Origin of the sequence: Microbulbifer harenosus (assembly GCF_005771435.1) — a bacterium.
GTDB classification, from domain to species: domain Bacteria; phylum Pseudomonadota; class Gammaproteobacteria; order Pseudomonadales; family Cellvibrionaceae; genus Microbulbifer; species Microbulbifer harenosus.
On the sequence record NZ_VANI01000016.1, the window covers coordinates 175926 to 196251 of the forward strand.

The window sequence follows — 20326 nt, forward strand, 5'->3', positions numbered from 1 at the left end:
AACCTCCACCACCAGAAAACACCCCACAGCCGATACGAAAAAACCGCCAGCTCTGTGAACTGGCGGTTTCGCGGAAGTGGGCGAATGTACGGGGGTCCATCAATTCACTGTACCCGTCATAACGATCCGGAAATCAGAGGCGCATGGGCATGATCACATACAGGGAATCGCCCTCTTCCGGCTGCTGCAACAGCGCGCTGCTGTTGGCGTCGCCGAGACCGATACGGATCTGCTCACTGTGGATGGCACCAGTCACATCCAGCAAATAACCCACATTAAAACCAATCTCCAGCGGGCTGCCGTGGTAGTCAACCATCAGCTGCTCCTCCGCCTCCTCCTGCTCGGGGTTGTTCGCCACAATCTGCAGCAGCCCGTCGGACAACTGCAGACGCACGCCGCGGTACTTTTCGTTGGAAAGAATTGCCGCGCGCTGGAACGCCTGGCGCAGCGCCATGCGGTCAGCAAATACCTCGTTGCCGGTACTGCGCGGCAGCACCCGCTCATAATCCGGGAACTTGCCGTCCACCAGCTTGGAAGTAAAGGTAAAGGGCCCACTGTGTACGCGGATATGATTGTTGCCGAGCACCACCTCAGCGCTGGCATCGGTATCTTCCAGCAGACGTGCCAGCTCCAGGACGCCCTTGCGCGGCACGATAGCCTGAATCGGTGCCTCCACATTCAGGCCCGGGGCATCGCGGTCGCAAAGTGCCAAGCGGTGGCCGTCGGTGGCCACTGCGCGCAGCTGCTGCGGACGGCACTCCAGCAACAGGCCGTTCAGGTAGTAGCGCACGTCCTGCTGGGCCATGGCGAAGCTGGTGGCCTCGATCAGGCGGCGGATTTCGCGCTGGGAGATGCTGAAGCGGCTCTGCGCGGAGGTCTCGTCCTGATTGGGGAAGTCGCTCGCCGGCAGCGTGGACAGCTGGAAGCGGCTGCGGCCACTGCGCAGCACCAGGCGCTCGCCGTCGCGCTCGAACTTCAGTTCGGCGCCGTCCGGCAGGGAGCGACAGATATCCAACAGCTTGCGCGCGGGTACCGTGACTTCGCCTTCCATTTCTGCCGGCTCGTCCAGCGGCAACCGGCCAACGATCTCGACTTCCAGATCGGTACCGGTGAGCGACAGTTCCTGGCCCTGCAGCTGCAGCAGCACATTGGCCAGCACCGGCAGGGTCTGGCGCTTCTCTACTACACCGGCCACCAGCTGCAGCGGTTTCAACAGGGCATCACGGCTTACACTGAATTTCATATTTATTGCCTTGATCTCAATTTCGTTGTTCTGGTTTTCCCAAATCAGGTGGTCAGGGACCGGGTCAACAGGCGCACATCTTCGCGGATATCGCCGTCCGACTCCTGCAATTCGCGGATCTTCCTGCAGGCATGCAGCACTGTGGTGTGGTCGCGCCCGCCAAAGGCATCACCGATTTCCGGCAGGCTGTGGTTGGTCAGCTCTTTGGCCAGTGCCATCGCAACCTGGCGCGGGCGCGCCACGGAGCGGCTGCGGCGCTTGGAGAGCAGGTCCGCCACTTTGATCTTGTAATACTCCGCCACCACCCGCTGGATATTGTCGATGCTCACCAGGCGGTCCTGCAGTGCCAGCAGATCCTTCAACGCTTCGCGCACCAGAATATCGTCGATGGCGCGACCGGTGAACTGGGCGTTGGCAATTACCCGGCGCAGCGCGCCTTCGAGTTCGCGCACATTGGAGCGGATGCGCTGGGCAATAAAGAACGCGGAATCGTGGGGCAGATCCACCCCAACCTGCTCCGCCTTCTTCATCAGAATCGCCACTCGGGTCTCCAGTTCCGGCGGCTCTACGGCCACCGTGAGCCCCCAGCCAAAGCGCGACTTGAGGCGCTCCTCTAGTCCGTCAATTTCCTTGGGATAGCGGTCGCAGGTAAGGATGATCTGTTGCCCCCCCTCCAACAGCGCGTTGAAGGTATGGAAAAACTCCTCCTGGGAGCGCTCCTTGCCGGCAAAGAACTGGATGTCGTCAATCAGCAGCGCGTCCACCGAGCGATAATAGCGCTTGAAGTCGCTGATGGCGTTCAGCTGCAGCGCCTTCACCATATCCGCCACAAAGCGCTCGGAGTGCAGATACACCACCTTGGCGTTGGGATTGCGATCCACCAGGGCGTTGCCCACGGCGTGCATCAAGTGCGTCTTGCCGAGCCCCACGCCGCCATAGATAAACAGTGGATTGTAAGCGCCACCGGGGTTATCGGCGATCTGCTGGGCCGCCGCCAGACCAAGCTGGTTGGATTTACCCTCCACGAACGAGGCGAAGGTAAATCCGCGATTGAGCGAGCTGCCATGCTTAATGGCGCCTTCAACTTCCACCTTGCGCTGTCCACCCGCTGCGGGCGGCGCCGGAGCCACGGGTTCACCACCCCCGTGAAGATCCGCCGGCAGCCTCTCCGCCGCGGTCAATGCTTCAACCCCCGCCTCTTCGGCGGCAAAACTATTGTGTGCCTCCGCCGGCATACGCGCGCCCCGTCGTGGGGACATTGAAGACGGCGCAGAATCCATCCTGGAGCCGTGAAAATGACCCGAGGAGAAACCTCTGCCACCGTCGCGTTCCCGATAGCCGCCGGGCTCCACACCACCACCAAAGGCGGGCACGGCGCTCTCCCCACTGACCGACGCAGCAGCCGCATAGCCGCCGCGGGAGGAGGTATAAGCCGGTTGTGCAGGTACAGTCTCGGACGCGGCAAAACTGCGCCGGAAACGCGAGGTACGACGATCCAACGACACCACTTCTACCTGAAGAGCACGGCCGGAATACTGCTGCGCCAGTTCGCGGATGCGGTCGAGAAACTTGTCACTCACCCAGTTGAGGATAAAACGGTTGGGCGCCACCAGGCGCAGCTCCCCCTCGGAACTGTCGTCGCTGACGCGCAGTGGCCGAATCCAGGTACTGAACTGCTGCGACGGCAGTTCATCCTGCAAACAAGCAGCGCACTGCCTCCAAACGGAATCAGACAAGAAACCCCCCAAAATATGGATCGAGATGCGACTGCGCCCGAAATAACCTGCAGCCTGAAACCAGGCTTGCCCTCGGGGAACCCACCTGCGGCCGCAGAACCAGCCCACGAAAGCCGGCGGGCAACACCTCAAAAGAAGGGCGACAGTATATCGGTTGCCCCCCGGGTTATCCACAAATAATCCGAAAAACCCACGGCAACAGAGTGGAGAAAGCCCAGCAATATCAATAGCTTGAACACAAATTGAACGATAAGACAACACATACCGAAAAATTTATCCACAGGTGATTGTGAATATCTTGGGGTCAAGCGGTGCACTCTCCAGAATACCCGAAGCAATACAATGGCTTGCGCAACAGAGCGCTGCATTCGCAACAGATCCGCGCAATTACCGCAACCATATATAAGGAAGGACGCGCCCCGATGTGTCTATTCCCGACACGTGTGTGCATGCGCGGATTTTCCCCAATGGAATACATCCTGTGCATTGCTTTGGCTGGCTTCTTTCTATACAATCCGCCGCCTTCGCAGCGCATAGCCCGCTTCGAAGTTGGCCCCGGGAAATGTCGAGCAATTCCCTAAGCCACGCCGCGACGAGGGGCTATAGCAGCCGCACAGAAACAGCCGTAAGCGGCCCAGATTTTAAAACCTCCAGGACCAGACTCCCGGACATAACTCCAGGTAGTAACAACATGAAACGTACATTTCAGCCCAGCAATCTGAAGCGCAAACGCACTCACGGTTTCCGTGCCCGTATGGCCACCAAGAATGGTCGCAAGGTACTGGCCCGTCGCCGCGCCAAAGGCCGCAAGGTTCTGTGCGCCTGAGTTTGCCGCTTCGCGAGCAACCTTACAGATCGCATCTGAATCATCATGCAGTGCCCACGCAGCGACTTCGCGTTTGCCAAGCCGCTGCGGCTGCTCAATGCGGCGCAGTATCGCGCCGTTTTTGATTCCGCACCTGTCCGTGCGGCGCAACCCCAGTTCCTGATCCTCGCCCGTCCCAACGATCTCGGCCACCCGCGACTGGGTCTCGTCATTGCCAAAAAACACGTCCGCAACGCCACCGACCGCAATCGCATCAAGCGCATAGCCCGCGAGACTTTTCGCCTGCAGCAGCACCAGCTGTTTCCCCTGGATGCGGTGGTACTGGCGCGCGCCGGTGCCGGCGAGCTGGACAAGGACGCCCTGGCAAAGATCTTCAACAAACTGTGGCGCAAGCTGGATCAGCGCGCGCGCAATCCGCAGCCGGACCAGGGCACTCAAGCGCGGCCATCTCGCGCACCGCGCGGCAAGGGGCGCAAGCGCCCGGCGAAACAGGATGCCGGCACTCCAGCCCCGGCGCAGAAGCCCGTCCCGGATTCGGGGAGCAGCTCGTGACCTGGCTGGCAATCCGCCTGATCCATCTCTATCGGCTCGTCGCCAGTCCATGGGTCGGCAACCAGTGCCGTTTCTACCCCACCTGCTCGCACTATGCGGAAAAGGCATTTGAAACCCACGGATTCGGCAAAGGGGGTTATTTAACCCTGCGCCGCCTTATAAAATGCCACCCCTGGCATCCCGGCGGCCTGGATCACGTCCCTCCGGCGGCACCACCCTCAGAAACTTCGGCGGTACAACAAACACCGTCGCAACAAGGCTAACGAAATAATGGATTGGCAACGCTATACTCTGGTCGGCGGCATCGCCGCAGTCCTCCTGGCACTCGTTTACCAGTGGAACGCTTTCAAAGAGCAGCACACCCCTGCTCTCGATCAGAAAACGGTGGTGCACCACCAGGCCGGAGACGCCGCCCCGCTGCCGGGCCAACCAGCCGGTGACAGCGGTGAGCTGCCGGAGGAAGGCGCAGTCCCGGAAGTGGGCGCCAGCGCACAGCCGAAGCTGATTACCGTCAACACAGATACCCTGAGCCTGCTGATTGACCCCAACGGGGGCGATATCGTCAAGGTTGCTCTGCGCAAGTACTACGAGAAAATCAACACACCGGACCGTCCGCTGATCCTGTTGAACCAGACCCGCAGCCACACGTACATTTCCAAAAGCGGCCTGGTAGGCGGCCAGGGCAACTGCTCTGCGGGTCGCCCGCTGTTTGAAAGCGACGCTAATGAGTACGCTCTGCAGGAAGGTAAAGACACCCTGACCGTGGATCTGAAGCAAACCCAGGGCGGTATCGGCTTTACCAAGCGCTTTACCTTCACCCGCGGAAACTACCTGATCAACGTGTCCTACCTGGTGGACAACGGCCGCAACAAGCCGCTACTGGCCGGTATCTGTGGCGAAATCATCCGCGACAGCCTGGAACCACCGGTGGATGTGGGTATCGGTGTATCCCCCTTCCTGGGCGCGGCGCTGCACACCAGCGAAGAAAATTATTTCAAACAGGACTTTGAAGACATCGCCAAGAATCCCACCACTGAAAGCATTCAGGGCGGCTGGGTAGCCATGGTGCAGCACTACTTCCTGAGTGCCTGGATTCCGAATCAGGAAGAGCGCAACACCTTCAACCTTCGCCCCATCGGCAACGGCCTTTACAGCTTGGGGTTCACCAGCCCGCAGCTGCGTATTGAGCCCGGCCAGCAAGGGGCGATTGAAGCCTCATTCTATGTGGGGCCGAAAGATGTGTTTACCCTGGAGAAAATCTCCCCCTACCTGGATCTGACGGTGGACTATGGCTGGCTGTGGTGGCTGGCGAAACCGATGTTCCGGGTGCTGAACTGGATCCACGAACACATTGTGGAGAACTGGGGCTGGTCTATCATCCTGCTCACGGTGTTCATTAAGGCGCTGCTGTTCCCGCTGTCTGCGGCTGGCCTGCGCTCTATGGCGCGTATGCGCAAGTTCGCGCCGCAAATGAAGAAGCTGCAGGAGCAGTACAAGGACAACCGCCAGAAGCTGGCGGAAGAGACCATGAAGCTGTACCGCCGGGAGAAGATCAATCCGGTCGGTGGCTGTCTGCCCATCCTGCTGCAGATGCCGGTGTTTATCGGCCTGTACTGGATGCTGATGGAAACGGTTGAGCTGCGCCACGCACCCTGGATTCTGTGGATCCACGACCTGTCGGTGAAGGACCCCTACTTCATCCTGCCGGTGGTTATGGGGGCGACCATGTGGTTGATGCAGAAACTGAGCCCGCAACCCACCGATCCGACCCAGGCGCGAATCATGCAGCTGATGCCGGTGATGATGACGTTCTTCTTCCTGTGGTTCCCGGCCGGCCTGGTGCTGTACTGGATTGCGAACAACCTGATCTCGATCGCCCAGACCTGGTTTATCAACCGGCAGGTTGAGGCGGCGGGCAAGTAAGGGGGTTGAACCCGGTGCCGGGCGGCAAAGCACCGGGTGCACGGTTTTGAAACCGCTGTGAATACATCCATGTACGCTGCGTCGCAAACATCCCTGTCTGCGACGCTTTCAAAACCGTGCACCCGCCACTTCGCCTTCGCATCAACCTTTAGAACTTCGCATCATTCAGGGCCGCACATCGCGGCCCTTCGTCCATCTGACAATTGGATAAACTCAGAACATGTCCCAGCAAAGTCTCAACAAAGACACCATTGCCGCCGTCGCCACCCCACCCGGCCGCGGAGGGATTGGCGTGATTCGGCTATCCGGTCCGAGGGCGCGGGAAATCGGTGAGCGGCTGGCCGGCAAGACGTTCAAACCGCGCTTTGCCCACTACTGCGATTTCACTCACGACGAGCAGTTGCTGGATCAGGGGTTGGCGCTGTTTTTTCCCGGTCCGAATTCGTTTACCGGCGAAGACGTGGTAGAGCTGCAGGGGCACGGTGGTCCGGTAATTCTGGATACCCTGCTGTCGGCGCTGCTGAAAATGGGGGCACGCCAGGCGCGACCGGGGGAGTTTTCCGAGCGGGCTTTTCTCAACGACAAGCTGGATCTGGCGCAGGCGGAAGCCATCGCGGACCTGATCGACGCCGGGAGTGCTCAGGCGGCTCAGAATGCGCTGCGCTCGCTGCAAGGGGTTTTCTCCCAAAAAATCGAAGGTTTAGCCGAAAAACTAACGCATTTGCGTATCTATGTCGAAGCGTCGATTGATTTTCCGGAAGAAGAAATCGACTTTCTTGCCGATGGCCGGGTTGCCGCAGATATCGAGGCGCTGTTGGCACAACTGGACGCGGTTGAGGCGCAGGCGCGCCAGGGAACCATCATGCGCGAGGGGATGCAGGTGGCAATTGCCGGCAAGCCGAACGCGGGCAAGTCCAGCCTGCTGAATGCGCTGGCCGGCAAGGACACCGCGATCGTCACCGACATCGCCGGCACCACTCGCGATGTACTGCGGGAGCACATCCATATTGACGGTATGCCGTTGCACATTGCCGACACCGCGGGTCTGCGCGAATCGCCGGATCAGGTAGAGCAGATCGGCATGCAGCGCGCCTGGGAGGAAATCCGCAGAGCAGACCGGGTGCTGCTGGTGGTGGATGCGGCAGAACTGCACAGCCTGGACCCGGACGCCGCCTGGCCGGAGTTCACCCGCCAGCTGCCGGACCCGGAAAAGCTCACCCTGGTGGCCAACAAGATCGACCTCACCGAATACACGCCGGGGCTGCAGGCGCACAGTGACGGGGTGCCCGTGGTGGCCATCAGCGCCAAGACGTCCGCGGGTATCGAGGCGTTGCAGCAGCACCTGAAGCAATGCATGGGGTATCGCGCCGGTAATGAAGGGACGTTCAGCGCGCGCCGCCGCCATCTGGACGCTCTGGCGCGCGCGCGCGCTTTCATCGTGCAGGGGGAGACACAGCTGCGCGCGAGTGGTGCCGGCGAACTGCTGGCCGAAGACCTGCGACAGGCCCAGCAGGCGCTGGGGGAAATCACCGGGGCTATGACCGCCGATGAGCTGTTGGGCAAAATCTTCGGCAGCTTTTGCATCGGCAAGTAATCCCAGCGAAAACGCGCGGCTGTTTGCACGGCCGCACGGCACTACGCCGCGATTTTTCGATCCCGCGCGGACATGGCGCCGAAGATCGCCATCAGCAGGGTAACTCCCACCCCCGCCAACAGCGGCAGATCCCAACCCTCCCCCCACTCGTGCAGGCTCCCCCACAACGCGGGTCCACACGCCGCGAGCAGGTAGCCGAGAAACTGCGCCATGCCGGAAAGCGCCGCCGCCTGCACCGGGCTGTGGGTTCGAAATGCCATGAACATGATTGCCAGCAGAAAGCAGCCGGTGGAGCCGAAGCCAAACAGTGCAACCCACGCCACCGCCCATGCCGGAAACAAGATCAACCCCAGCAGCGACGCCCCCATGAACAGCGCCATGACCACCGCCACCGGCTTCTGATCGCGGACGCGCGCCATCAGCGGTCCCAAAAACAACCCGGGCAACGCCGAGGCCAATTGCATCTCGCCGTGCAGGGTGCCGGCCACCGCCGCAGAAAATCCCGCATCGCCGAGAATTTCCGGCAGCCAGCTCGCCATGGAATAGAACATCAATGAGTTGAAACCCAGGTACAGGGTGATCTGCCACGCCAGCGGTGAACGCCACAGGCGTCCGCCGCTGCGCTCCGCGGGTCCGCTGGCGGCGGCGGATGGCGCGCGCAATCTCCAAATGGCAAGCGCACACAGCGGAAACAGTACTACGGCTGCGAGCCCGACCTGCCAGCCGAACTGGAGTGACAGCGGCACCACGGATACCGACGCCAACGCCCCCACCACGCTCATCGCAATGCCGCTGAGGCTGGTCGCAGGCGCCACACGCGCCGGAAAATCCGCTTTGATCAGGCTGGGCAGAAGCACATTGCCAACCGCGATGCCGATACCGATCACCCCGGTTCCCAAAAACAACAAGGAAATGCTGCCCGCGGAGCGCAGCAGAATACCGCAGGCGATCACCAGCAGAGCAACGGAAATGACACCGTTGAGGCCCCAGCGGCGCGCCAGTTTTGCGGCAAACAGAGATCCCAGGCTGAACATCAGCAGCGGCAATGTGACCAACAGCCCGGCGGTAGACGATCTCAGCCCCAGATCCGACTGCAGCATCCCCAGCACCGGTCCCACGCCGGTTACCGGTGCCCTAAGGCACCCCGCCATTAGAAACAGAGCGGTAAACAGAACCCAGCTTCTGGTTTGCGGCACACCGCCATTGACTGTCGACATCGCTTGTCCCCGGCAGATCGCTGCGACGGACTGTGGCGCCACGCCAGCTCCGACACAAACAAAAGAAAGGCAATAAAGTCACAAAATGCTACTGGGCGCGCATTCTACCCGCTGCGCCGGCAAACTCTAACCACCCAGAAAATAGCCCTTGCCGCCCGGCTAACAGGTCAGGTACCGCACAGCGCCAGATAAACGGCCACAGGACTCCCCCATCAAGCACACAAGAGTTGCGCACATTCACGCACAGAGTTATCCACATCTCGGGTTGGCTAACATCACTCGCACAGCAAATTACCCCAGCAATTCACAGAATCATGCACAGGGAGACCTGGAATCGTGGGCAAAACGATGGCCTGTGGACCAATGACGGGAAAACTGGCGGGTAAACTGCAGGAGAAAAAGGGGATAACTCTGGCTGCGGCGACAGGGGGCGAAAGTTATCCCGTCCGTCCACAGCGCCCTACCGCACTTGCCCCTGTGTAAAAGCAGGGGTTCAGGCCCTGCTTATCATTGACGCAAGTGATTGAAATCAATGATTTTTTTGTACTTATACCGAAAAAGCCTGCCACTAATAACAACATCAAATACAAAACATACATATACATAGGTATGTATAAGTTAATTCATTAGTAAGAGAAGAAAGACGAAAAGCGAAATTTTGCGGTGCCGCTTTTTTGCACAGCACAAGGTGCCTATAATGTGCGCCCGGATTTTCATGTGACTGGGTATCCCGAGGACTGGCGCTTGATGCCGGCCACTCCGTCACACGGCAACCGATTACCTTGTACCAGGTGAACCACTCTGGTCTCACAGCGGAATTTTTCAGAGCGTAGCGTATGGAATACCCCACACAATATGACGTGATCGTGATTGGCGGCGGGCACGCCGGCACCGAGGCGTGTCTGGCGGCGGCGCGCATGGGGAGCCGTACCCTGCTGTTGACCCACAACATCGAGACGCTCGGGCAGATGTCGTGCAATCCGGCCATTGGCGGTATTGGCAAGAGTCACCTGGTGAAGGAAGTGGATGCCCTCGGCGGCGCCATGGCCACGGCCACCGATCTCGGCGGTATCCAGTTCCGGGTGCTGAATGCCCGCAAAGGCCCCGCGGTGCGCGCCACCCGCGCCCAGGCCGACCGCGCCCTGTACAAGGCGGCGATCCGCAACATTCTCGAGAACCAGCCCAACCTGGATATCTTCCAGCAGGCCGCGGACGACCTGATTGTCGAAAATGACCGCGTATCCGGTGTGGTGACCAACGCCGGCATCCGCTTCCGCGGCAAAACCGTGGTGATCACCGCGGGCACCTTTCTCGGCGGCCGCATCCATATCGGCCTGGAAAACCACTCCGGCGGTCGCGCTGGCGACCCCCCTTCCATTGCCCTGGCCCAGCGTCTGCGCGCGCTGCCATTCCGCGTGGAGCGCCTGAAGACCGGTACCCCGCCGCGCATCGACGCGCGCTCGGTGGACTTCTCCGGCCTCGAGGAGCAGTGGGGCGACGAGCCGATTCCGGTGATGTCTTACCTGGGCAGCCGCGCCCAGCACCCGCGTCAGGTGTGCTGCTGGATCACCCACACCAATGAATCCACCCACGACATCATTCGCGGCGGCCTCGACCGCTCACCGATGTACTCCGGGGTGATCGAGGGCATCGGTCCGCGCTACTGCCCGTCCATCGAGGACAAGGTGCACCGCTTCGCGGACAAGAACAGCCATCAGATCTTTATCGAGCCAGAAGGGCTCAGCACCCACGAACTCTACCCCAACGGCATCTCCACCAGCCTGCCGTTCGACGTGCAGATGAATCTGGTGCGCTCCATCAAGGGGTTCGAAAACGCCCACATCACCCGTCCGGGCTACGCCATCGAGTACGATTTCTTCGACCCGAGGGATCTGCTGCCGTTCCTGGAAACCAAATTCATTTCCGGGCTGTTTTTCGCCGGCCAGATCAACGGCACCACCGGTTACGAGGAGGCCGCGGCCCAGGGGTTGCTGGCGGGTGCCAACGCCGCGCTCAAGGCGCAGGACAAAGACGCCTGGTCGCCCCGCCGCGACGAGGCCTACCTGGGCGTACTGGTGGACGACCTGATCACCAGTGGCACCAAGGAGCCCTACCGCATGTTTACCAGCCGCGCGGAATACCGCCTGCTGCTGCGGGAAGACAACGCGGACCTGCGCCTGACCGAAAAGGGCCGCGAGCTGGGCCTGGTGGACGACGTGCGCTGGGCGGCTTTCAGCGAGAAGCGCGAGTCCATTGAGCGCGAAACCCAGCGGTTGAAAGACACCTGGGTGCAGCCCGGCACCGATGCCGCCAAGATCGTGGAGCAGAAATTGCCGCAGGCGCTGGCGCGCGAGTACAGCCTGATGGACCTGTTGAAACGCCCCGAGCTGGAATACCAGGATGTGGCGAACCTCAAGGGCGAACCCGTCAGCGACGAACAGGTTGCCGAGCAGGTGGAAATTTCCGCCAAATACGCCGGTTACATTGACCGTCAGCGCGACGAAATCGAACGCCTGCAGGCCTACGAAGACACTCCCCTGCCGGTCGATTTCGACTACGCAGCGGTTTCCGGGCTCTCCAACGAGGTGATCCAGAAACTGTCCGACGCGCGCCCGGATACCCTGGCCCGCGCCGGCCGCGTACCAGGGGTGACCCCCGCGGCGGTATCTCTGTTGCTGATTCAGCTGAAAAAGCGCGGATTGCTGACTCGCAAGAAAGCAGTCTGAACCAGCGGCAAGCACTCGGCTGACCACTGAAATTTGAATCGAAGGCTCAGATATCGGTAAGCGTCTGCTAGACCTTCCGCGAGAGGGATCTCGCGGAAGAGCCCCCAGGGATGGGTTCACGGCGTGTCTAGCAGACGCTTACCGGTAGCTGGGCCGCCACCGAACTAGCTACGAAGCCCGACCACCGGGCTCGGGAAACACAAAACCCAATGGAACATTTCCGCTCCCGATTGAACCAGGCCGCCGAGCAGCTGAACCTGAATCTGCCCGAGGAACAGCAGGACAAACTGCTGGCCTACCTGGACCTGTTCGCGCGCTGGAATGCCGCCTACAACCTCTCGGCCGTGCGCGACCCGGCGGAGATGCTGGAGCGCCACATCATCGACAGCCTGAGTGTGGTGAACCTCTGCGGCACCAGCGCTGACGACCAGTCCCCGCTGATCGACGTCGGTTCCGGTGGCGGTCTGCCGGGTATTCCGCTGGCCATCGTGCACCCGCAGCGACCGATCAGCCTGCTGGACAGCAACGGCAAAAAATCCCGCTTCCAGTTCCAGGTGGCCAGCCAGCTGAAGCTCGCCAACGTCAATGTCGTCAACCAGCGTGTCGAGGACTACCGGCCCGAACAGCGCTATGCCGGTGTCGTCTCCCGCGCCTTTGCCTCTCTGCAGGACATGATTGCTGGAAGTGAGCATTTACTTGCTCCCGGTGGCAGGTTCTATGCGATGAAAGGCAAGATCCCGGAAGATGAGTTGAGTGCATTGCCAAAAGAGATTAAGGTCGACCAACTGCACACCCTGCATGTGCCGGGCTGCGTTGCAGAGCGCCACCTGATCGTCCTCTGCCGCGCGGAGTGAGCCGGCTGACACCGGCGGGAATTCCCGGAATGCACCGCCGGGTGCCATCGAAACAGAATGTGAATTCAATACCAGCGCAACGGCGGATATTCGCCAGTGCGCTTAGCTGCCGCGTCTTCCGGTGCCCCCGGCCTAGCGGCGAGCCCGGACGGGCAGAGAACACTGCGCCGGCGGGAATAACAGGACCTGAACCTTGAGCAAGATTTTTGCGGTAGCGAACCAGAAAGGCGGTGTTGGCAAAACCACCACCTGCGTCAACCTCTCGGCCTCCCTTGTCGCCAACAAGCGGCGGGTGCTGCTGATCGACCTCGATCCCCAGGGCAACGCCACCATGGGCAGCGGTGTCGACAAGAGCGACCTGCAGCTCTCCAGTTACGATGTGCTCGCCAGCCTGCTGCCGCCGCGCAAGGCCATAGTCCCCACGGCCAGCGGCTACGACCTGATGCCGGCGAACATCGACCTGACTGCCGCCGAGGTGGAACTGTTGGAAATGGACGGTCGCGAGTCCCGTCTGCGCCAGGCACTGGCAGAGATCAGCGACGACTACGACTACATCATCATCGACTGCCCGCCGTCCCTGAACATGCTCACGGTCAATGCCCTGTGCGCCGCCGGCGGTGTGCTGATCCCGATGCAGTGCGAGTACTACGCGCTGGAGGGCCTTTCGGCGCTGATCGACACCATTACCCAGATCCAGCGCGCCGCCAATCCCGACCTCAAGATCGAGGGTATCCTGCGCACCATGTACGACCCGCGCAACAGCCTCACCGGCGATGTGTCGGATCAGCTGAACGAATACTTCGGCGACCGCCTCTACCGCACCTGCATTCCCCGCAACGTGCGCCTGGCGGAGGCCCCGAGCTTTGGCAAGCCGGCGCTGGACTACGACCGCAGCTCCAAGGGCGCTATCGCCTACCTCGCCCTGGCCGGCGAGATCACCCGCCGCGAAAGTGCGGCCAAGCAAAACCATCACAGCCACGACAATCACAACAGTGGCCCCCGCCCGGTAGCGGAAGCGGTTTAAGACTGAGGTAAGAGACTTATGGCCGCTAAACGCAAAGGCCTCGGGAAAGGACTTTCCCACCTGATCAGCAACAACGTCAGCGAGGCCATTGCCGTCGCCACCGGCGAGCGCCAGGGCGATATCGTCGCGCGCGTGGACGGGGAGCTGAAAGAACTGCCGATTGAATTCCTGCAGCGCGGCCGCTACCAGCCGCGCCGCGACTTCCCGCAGGAATCCCTGCAGGAGCTGGCGGATTCGATCCGCGCCCAGGGCATCATGCAGCCGATCGTGGTACGCCCGATCGGTGAACACAAATACGAGATCATCGCCGGCGAGCGTCGCTGGCGCGCCGCGCAATTGGCGGAGCTGGACAAGGTCCCGGCGCTGATCCGCGATGTCTCCGACGAAGCCGCCATTGCCATGGCGCTGATCGAGAACATCCAGCGCGAAGACCTGAACCCGGTTGAAGAGGCCGTAGCGCTCAAACGGTTGCAGGACGAGTTCGAGCTCACCCAACAGCAGGTGGCGGAAGCGGTCGGCAAGTCCCGCACGGCGGTCACTAACCTTATGCGCCTGCTCACACTCACCGACGAAGTGCGGACCTTCCTCGAGCGCGGCGATATCGAGACCGGCCACGCCAAGGCCCTGTTGGGGCTGGCCGGCGATGAGCAGCGCGAGGCGGCGCGCACGGTGGTCGATCGCGGCCTGACCGTGCGCCAGACCGAAGCCCTGGTGCGTCATTTCCAGGAAAACGCTGGCAAGCCGAAAGCGAAAAAACCGGAAATCGATCCGAACATCCGCCGTCTCACGGAGCGACTTGCTGAGAAAATCGGGGTTCCGGTTTCCATCGACCACGGTGAAAAAGGGGCGGGGAAACTGGTGTTGAAGTACACCAGCCTCGACGAGCTGGACGGAATCCTCGCTCACCTCGGCTACAGCGAAGACTGAGTCGGACCGCTGGCAAGCGCTACGGCTGCAATGGTTTAGCAATAAACCTGTCGCTTGCCAGCAATGTCTTGCACCAAATTGAGGCGCCACAATGGCGCCTCAATTGTTATAGGCAGCGGAAAATCATCTTTGTAAGTGTGCGCTTACTATCGCGATTTTCTGCAGTAAAAGACCGCGAACGCCACACCATCTGACGGGATTTGCCAGTTGAATCGGCGGCCCCGTTCCGACATAATTCGCACGCCCAAAATTTGGGCGGAGAACAAGATCCGGCCGGCCCAGAACCCGCCTATGCGTAATCCCCCGGTAGTCAAGATTTCGCTGATCCAGCTGTCTGTAGTATTGCTGGTTGCGCTCGCGCTCGAACTGACTCTGGGGCGAGTGGTCGCCCTCTCCGCTCTGCTCGGCGGCCTGCTTTGCGTGCTGCCGAACCTGTATTTTGGCCTGCGCGCATTCGAACTGCTGGGAAAAGGAAGTGATCTGCTGAGAGGTCGCCGCCAGCTGCGAGGGGCGCGTGCAAGCCAGCGCGCGGTAGCCAGTTTCTACCGCGCCGAAACCGGCAAGTTTGTGCTGACCCTGACGGGGTTTGCGGCGGTGTTCGCCACCGTCAAACCGCTGAACCCCGCGGTGCTGTTTGTCAGCTACGGCTTGTGTGTGATTTTGCAATGGATTCTCGTGGCCCGGCTGCATGCAACGAAGTAGCAGCAGGCCCAGGAACCCCGATAAAGAGTGACTGCGTCGAGATAAGGGCAAGTGTATTGATTGCCAGCGCAGGCAGGGGTTCCCGAAAAAGTTTTTTATCTTAGAACGTGTTGAGGAACTATGGCTGCCGAACAAACCGCGACGGGTTATATCCAGCACCACCTGCAAAATCTTGCGTACGGTAAACTTCCCGCGGGCTACACCCGTGCCGACGGGACCGTACTGACCGAATCCACCTGGACCATCGCCCACAGCAGCCAGGAAGCTGCGGATATGGGCTTCTGGGCGGTGCACCTGGATACCCTCGGGTGGTCCATTGCGCTCGGTCTCCTGTTTTGTTTCCTGTTTGCCCGCGCGGCCAAGAAAGCCACGGTCGGCGTGCCTTCTGGCTTCCAGAGCTTCGTTGAGCTGGTAACAGAGTTCATCGATAAGCTGGTGCGCGAAACCTTCCCCCACACCAACCGTATGGTCGCCCCGATGGCGCTGACCATTTTCGTGTGGGTATTCCTGATGAACCTGATGGACCTGATTCCGGTGGACTGGCTGCCGATGGCTGCGGCGAAGATGGCCGGTAACGATCACTTCTTCTTCAAGGTGGTACCCACCACCGACCTCAACGCCACCCTGGGGATGGCATTGGCGGTATTTGCCCTGATGATCTTCTTCAGCATCAAAGAAAAGGGAATTATTGGGTTTGTGAAAGAACTGACCCTGCACCCCTTCCACTCCGGCAAGTGGTATGTGGATATTTTCCTGATCCCGTTCAACTTCCTGCTGGAAGCGGTATCCCTGATTGCCAAGCCGGTTTCCCTCGGTCTGCGTCTGTTCGGCAACCTCTACGCCGGTGAAATGATCTTTATCCTGATCGCCATTGTGTTTGGCGTGGGCGCTCTGGGCTTTATCGGTGCCGCACTGCTGCAGATGGGCTGGGCCATTTTCCACATCCTGGTTATCACCCTGCAGGCGTTTGTGTTCATGGTGCTGACCACTGTGTACATGGCCATGGCACACAACCGGGAAGAGGAACACGAGCACGACCAGTAAGGTCGTGCCCGGCCCGTGGGGCAAAACGATTTCGTTGGTACTTTAACTTTTTCATTCACTTTCAACTTCAACAACTCTCAACTTACTTTTGGAGAAAACAATGGAAGCATTAGGTCTGGTATACGTAGCTGCTGCACTGCTGATCGGTCTGGGCGCACTGGGTACTGCTATCGGTTTCGGCACCCTGGGTGGCAAACTGCTGGAAGGTTCTGCACGTCAGCCGGAACAGGCCCCCGCTCTGCAGGGCAAAATGTTCCTGATGGCCGGTCTGCTCGACGCCGTTCCGATGATCGGTGTTGGTATCGCCATGTACCTGATTTTCGCGGTAGCTCCTGGTCTGGCTGGTTAATTCCCCGTTCCAATTGCCCTTTAACCCTTTTTTGAAAGAGCAAGAGGTGTCGGTGTGAATATCAACCTGACTCTGATCGGCCAGTCGATCACCTTTCTCGCCTTTGTGTGGTTCTGCTGGAAATTTGTCTGGCCGGCCCTGATAGGTGTCATGCAGGAGCGTGAGCAGAAAATTGCCACCGGCCTGCAGGAAGCCGAGCGTGCGGGTAAAGACCTGGAACTGGCCCAACGCAAAGCCGCCGAGCAACTGAAAGAAGCCAAAGCCCAGGCTGCCGAGATCCTGGATGGTGCCAACAAGCGCGCCAACCAGATCGTCGAGGAAGCCAAACAGGCTGCGCGCGCTGAGGGCGATCGCCTGAAAGCCGCCGCACAGGCTGAGATCGAACAGGAAGTCAACCGCGCGAAAGAACAGCTTCGCTCCCGTGTTGCCGCCCTGTCTGTTGCCGGTGCCGAGAAAATCCTTTCGGTCAACATCGATGCCAAAGTGCACGATGACATGATTGAGAAACTGGCAGCCGAGCTGTAAGCGAGGAACCCATGGCGGAACTCAGCACCCTGGCCCGGCCCTACGCGAAAGCAGCGTTTGTCCATGCGCAACAAGCCTCCGACCTGTCCGGTTGGAGCGCTGCGCTGGCAACCGCGGCCGCGGTCAGCCAGAACGAAAAGATCGGCGAACTGCTGGATGATCCCCAGCTGACCAGTGACGCGCGCGCGGAAAAATTCCTGGCGGTATGCGGCGACTTCAATGCGTCGCAGCAGAATTTCATCAAGCTGCTGGCGGAAAACCACCGCATGGCGCTGCTGCCGGAAATTTCCAACCTGTTCGAAGCCCTGAAAGCAGATGCGGAGTCCACTCTCGAAGTGGAAGTACTCTCCGCCCGCGCCCTCAGTGAAGAGCAGGCCCAGCGCCTCACCCAGGCTCTCAGCAAGAAGTTTTCCCGCGAGGTGCACCTGCACAGCGCGGTGGATGAAAACCTGCTGGGCGGCGCGATCATTCGCGCTGGCGACACGGTGATCGACGGTACCGTGCGCGGCCGACTGGCCAAACTCGCCGAGGCGATGAACTCCTAAATTACCTTCCCGGCAGGCGGCGCCCGCCGGGGATTCGAGGAACAGAGCATGCAGCAACTGAATCCCTCCGAGATCAGTGAAATCATCAAGAGCCGCATCGACAATCTCGATGTGAGCACCGAAGCCCAGAACGAGGGCACTATCGTTTCCGTATCCGACGGTATCATCCGCATCCACGGCCTGGCCGACGTGATGTACGGTGAGATGATCGAATTCGAGGGCGGCGTCACCGGTATGGCGCTGAACCTGGAGCGCGATTCCGTTGGTGCTGTTGTACTGGGTGACTACAAGTCCCTGGTGGAAGGCCAGAAGTGCCGTTGCACCGGCCGCATCCTGGAAGCGCCGGTCGGTCCGGAACTGCTGGGCCGCGTGGTGGACGCGCTGGGCAACCCGATCGACGGCAAAGGTCCGCTGAACAACAAGCTGACCGACGCGGTTGAGAAAGTGGCTCCCGGCGTAATCGCCCGTCAGTCCGTTGATCAGCCGGTGCAGACCGGTCTGAAAGCGATCGACACCATGATCCCGATTGGTCGCGGCCAGCGCGAGCTGATCATCGGCGACCGTCAGATCGGTAAGACCGCGGTTGCGATCGATGCGATCATCAACCAGAAAGGCACTGGCATTAAGTGTATCTACGTTGCCGTAGGCCAGAAGCAGTCTTCTATCGCCAACGTTGTACGCAAGCTGGAAGAGCACGGCGCTATGGACCACACCATTGTGGTTGCGGCCGGTGCTGCTGACCCGGCGGCGATGCAGTTCCTGGCGCCCTACGTCGGCTGCACCATGGGCGAGTACTTCCGCGACCGCGGTGAAGATGCCCTGATCATTTACGATGACCTGACCAAGCAGGCCTGGGCCTACCGTCAGATCTCCCTGCTGCTGAAGCGTCCTCCGGGCCGTGAAGCTTACCCCGGTGACGTTTTCTACTTGCACTCCCGTCTGCTGGAGCGCGCTGCGCGCGTTAACGCCGACTACGTAGAGAAGTTCACCAACGGCGAAGTGAAAGGCAAAACCGGCTCCCTGACCGCGCTGCCGATCATCGAAACCCAGGCGGGTGACGTTTCCGCATTCGTTCCGACCAACGTAATTTCCATTACAGACGGTCAGATCTTCCTGGAAACCGACCTGTTCAACGCCGGTGTCCGCCCCGCCATCAACCCGGGTATCTCCGTATCCCGCGTAGGTGGTGCCGCGCAGACCAAGATCATCAAGAAACTGTCCGGTGGTATCCGTACCGCTCTGGCCCAGTACCGCGAGCTCGCGGCCTTCTCCCAGTTCGCATCCGACCTGGACGAGGCCACCAAAGCCCAGCTGGACCACGGCCAGCGCGTCACCGAGCTGATGAAGCAGAAGCAGTACTCTCCGCTGTCCATCGGCGAGATGGCGGTTTCCGTTTACGCTGCCGACAAAGGTTTCCTGAAGAACGTGGAAGTCAACAAGGTACTGGACTTCGAATCCGCCCTGCACGCTTATATGAACAGCGAGCACGCAGAGCTGATGGCGCAAGTGAACAGCACCGGTAACTACAACGACGAAATCGACAGCGCTTTCAAAGCCGCCATCGAGAAGTTCGTCGCTACCGGTAGCTGGTAAGTACCCCTATGTAGGAGCGAGCTTGCTCGCGAATGTTCGCCTGCAAGCAGGCTCCTACAGGACTAATCCGGCAAAAGGTAACTGACTATGGCAGGCGGAAAAGAAGTACGCACAAAAATTGCCAGCATCAAGAGCACGCAGAAGATCACCTCGGCCATGGAAATGGTTGCGGCGAGCAAGATGCGCAAGGCTCAGGATCGCATGGCACTGGGGCGCCCTTACGCAAGCCGCATCCGCGCGGTGCTTGGCCATGTGGCCAATGCCTCGGCGGAATACCAGCATGTCTACCTGCAGGAGCGTGAAGTCAAGCGCGTGGGTTACATCCTGGTCTCCACCGACCGCGGTCTGTGTGGCGGCCTGAACATCAACGTGTTCAAGGCGGCCATCCGCGATATGCAGTCCTGGAGCAAACAGGGCGTCGGCGTGGACATCTGCGCGATCGGCAACAAGGCGGTCAGCTTTTTCAAAAACATCGGTGGCAACGTCGTCGCCGCCTTGCGGGATGTGGGCGATGCCCCGGAAGAAGCGCAGCTGCGCGGTCCCATCAAGGTGATGATCGACCGTCTCGCCGCCGGTGAAATCGACCGTCTCTATCTGGTGTCCAACGAATTCGTGAACACCATGACCCAGAAGCCGCAAATCCGACAACTGCTGCCGCTGCAGAAGGAAGAAGACGAGCAGCAACACCAGTGGGATTACCTGTACGAACCCGAAGCGGTCGAGCTGCTCGATGGCCTTCTGGTGAGCTACATCCGTTCCCAGGTGTACCAGGCGGTAGTAGAGAACAAGGCGTGTGAACAGGCTGCACGCATGATTGCGATGAAGAGCGCCACCGACAATGCCGGTGAGCTGATCGACGCACTGCAGCTGGTTTACAACAAGGCCCGCCAGGCAGCGATTACCCAGGAGCTGTCTGAAATTGTTGGCGGCGCCGCGGCGGTCTGAG

The 20326-nt window shown here is 60.3% G+C and carries 19 protein-coding genes; 16 read left to right on the forward strand and 3 right to left on the reverse strand.

The features are described 5' to 3' along the window. Nucleotides 1-133 precede the first annotated feature (133 nt). A complete protein-coding gene (dnaN, locus tag FDY93_RS15735; RefSeq protein WP_138236715.1) occupies nucleotides 134-1243 on the reverse strand; it encodes a DNA polymerase III subunit beta in 1110 nt (369 codons plus the stop codon). A gap of 44 nt (nucleotides 1244-1287) precedes the next feature. Then, a complete protein-coding gene (gene dnaA, locus FDY93_RS15740; RefSeq protein ID WP_421654297.1) occupies nucleotides 1288-2943 on the reverse strand; it encodes a chromosomal replication initiator protein DnaA in 1656 nt (551 codons plus the stop codon). Nucleotides 2944-3670: 727 nt separating this feature from the next. Between dnaA and rpmH the strand changes: the two genes are divergently transcribed. From rpmH to mnmE, 5 genes are all read left to right on the forward strand, one after another. After that, a complete protein-coding gene (gene rpmH, locus FDY93_RS15745) occupies nucleotides 3671-3805 on the forward strand; it encodes a 50S ribosomal protein L34 (protein WP_105102590.1) in 135 nt (44 codons plus the stop codon). Between the two features lie 45 nt (nucleotides 3806-3850). Next, nucleotides 3851-4357: a ribonuclease P protein component gene (rnpA, locus tag FDY93_RS15750; protein ID WP_138236717.1), complete on the forward strand. Its 507-nt coding sequence runs from the start codon at nucleotides 3851-3853 to the stop codon at nucleotides 4355-4357. Beyond that, nucleotides 4354-4620 (forward strand): membrane protein insertion efficiency factor YidD, encoded by a 267-nt coding sequence (yidD, locus tag FDY93_RS15755; protein WP_138236718.1) that lies wholly within the window; start codon nucleotides 4354-4356, stop codon nucleotides 4618-4620. The genes rnpA and yidD overlap by 4 nt, the downstream gene beginning before the upstream one ends. A 7-nt stretch (nucleotides 4621-4627) precedes the next feature. Continuing rightward, a complete protein-coding gene (gene yidC, locus FDY93_RS15760; RefSeq protein WP_138236719.1) occupies nucleotides 4628-6280 on the forward strand; it encodes a membrane protein insertase YidC in 1653 nt (550 codons plus the stop codon). A 220-nt stretch (nucleotides 6281-6500) separates the two neighbouring features. Then, complete coding sequence (gene mnmE, locus FDY93_RS15765) at nucleotides 6501-7874, forward strand: tRNA uridine-5-carboxymethylaminomethyl(34) synthesis GTPase MnmE (protein WP_138236720.1); 1374 nt, start codon at nucleotides 6501-6503, stop codon at nucleotides 7872-7874. 41 nt (nucleotides 7875-7915) lie between these two features. On the opposite strand, the gene FDY93_RS15770 is transcribed toward mnmE, so the two are convergent. Next, entirely contained in the window at nucleotides 7916-9091 is a 1176-nt protein-coding gene (locus FDY93_RS15770) for an MFS transporter (RefSeq protein ID WP_138236721.1), read from the reverse strand. A gap of 836 nt (nucleotides 9092-9927) precedes the next feature. On the opposite strand from FDY93_RS15770, the gene mnmG reads away from it, so the two are divergent. The 11 genes from mnmG (at nucleotide 9928) to atpG (ending at nucleotide 20325) form a co-directional block, all read left to right on the forward strand. Continuing rightward, the gene (gene mnmG / locus FDY93_RS15775) at nucleotides 9928-11817 is read left to right on the forward strand and encodes a tRNA uridine-5-carboxymethylaminomethyl(34) synthesis enzyme MnmG (protein WP_138236722.1); all 1890 of its coding nucleotides are present in this window, start codon (nucleotides 9928-9930) and stop codon (nucleotides 11815-11817) included. Nucleotides 11818-12026: 209 nt separating this feature from the next. Next, entirely contained in the window at nucleotides 12027-12671 is a 645-nt protein-coding gene (gene rsmG, locus FDY93_RS15780; RefSeq protein ID WP_138236723.1) for a 16S rRNA (guanine(527)-N(7))-methyltransferase RsmG, read from the forward strand. Between the two features lie 193 nt (nucleotides 12672-12864). Continuing rightward, on the forward strand, nucleotides 12865-13695 hold the full coding sequence (locus FDY93_RS15785; RefSeq protein ID WP_138236724.1) for a ParA family protein: 831 nt from the start codon (nucleotides 12865-12867) through the stop codon (nucleotides 13693-13695). Between the two features lie 18 nt (nucleotides 13696-13713). Further along, complete coding sequence (locus FDY93_RS15790) at nucleotides 13714-14622, forward strand: ParB/RepB/Spo0J family partition protein (protein WP_138236725.1); 909 nt, start codon at nucleotides 13714-13716, stop codon at nucleotides 14620-14622. Nucleotides 14623-14913: 291 nt separating this feature from the next. After that, complete coding sequence (locus FDY93_RS15795; protein WP_138236726.1) at nucleotides 14914-15324, forward strand: ATP synthase subunit I; 411 nt, start codon at nucleotides 14914-14916, stop codon at nucleotides 15322-15324. Between the two features lie 120 nt (nucleotides 15325-15444). Next, nucleotides 15445-16368 (forward strand): F0F1 ATP synthase subunit A, encoded by a 924-nt coding sequence (gene atpB / locus FDY93_RS15800; protein WP_138236727.1) that lies wholly within the window; start codon nucleotides 15445-15447, stop codon nucleotides 16366-16368. A gap of 100 nt (nucleotides 16369-16468) precedes the next feature. Beyond that, complete coding sequence (atpE, locus tag FDY93_RS15805) at nucleotides 16469-16717, forward strand: F0F1 ATP synthase subunit C (RefSeq protein WP_010131056.1); 249 nt, start codon at nucleotides 16469-16471, stop codon at nucleotides 16715-16717. Nucleotides 16718-16771: 54 nt separating this feature from the next. After that, entirely contained in the window at nucleotides 16772-17242 is a 471-nt protein-coding gene (locus FDY93_RS15810) for a F0F1 ATP synthase subunit B (protein ID WP_138236728.1), read from the forward strand. An 11-nt stretch (nucleotides 17243-17253) separates the two neighbouring features. Next, complete coding sequence (locus tag FDY93_RS15815; RefSeq protein WP_138236729.1) at nucleotides 17254-17787, forward strand: F0F1 ATP synthase subunit delta; 534 nt, start codon at nucleotides 17254-17256, stop codon at nucleotides 17785-17787. A gap of 48 nt (nucleotides 17788-17835) precedes the next feature. Next, complete coding sequence (gene atpA, locus FDY93_RS15820; protein ID WP_138236730.1) at nucleotides 17836-19380, forward strand: F0F1 ATP synthase subunit alpha; 1545 nt, start codon at nucleotides 17836-17838, stop codon at nucleotides 19378-19380. Between the two features lie 87 nt (nucleotides 19381-19467). After that, nucleotides 19468-20325, forward strand: a complete 858-nt coding sequence (atpG, locus tag FDY93_RS15825; protein WP_138236731.1) for a F0F1 ATP synthase subunit gamma — start codon at nucleotides 19468-19470, stop codon at nucleotides 20323-20325. Nucleotide 20326 lies beyond the last annotated feature (1 nt).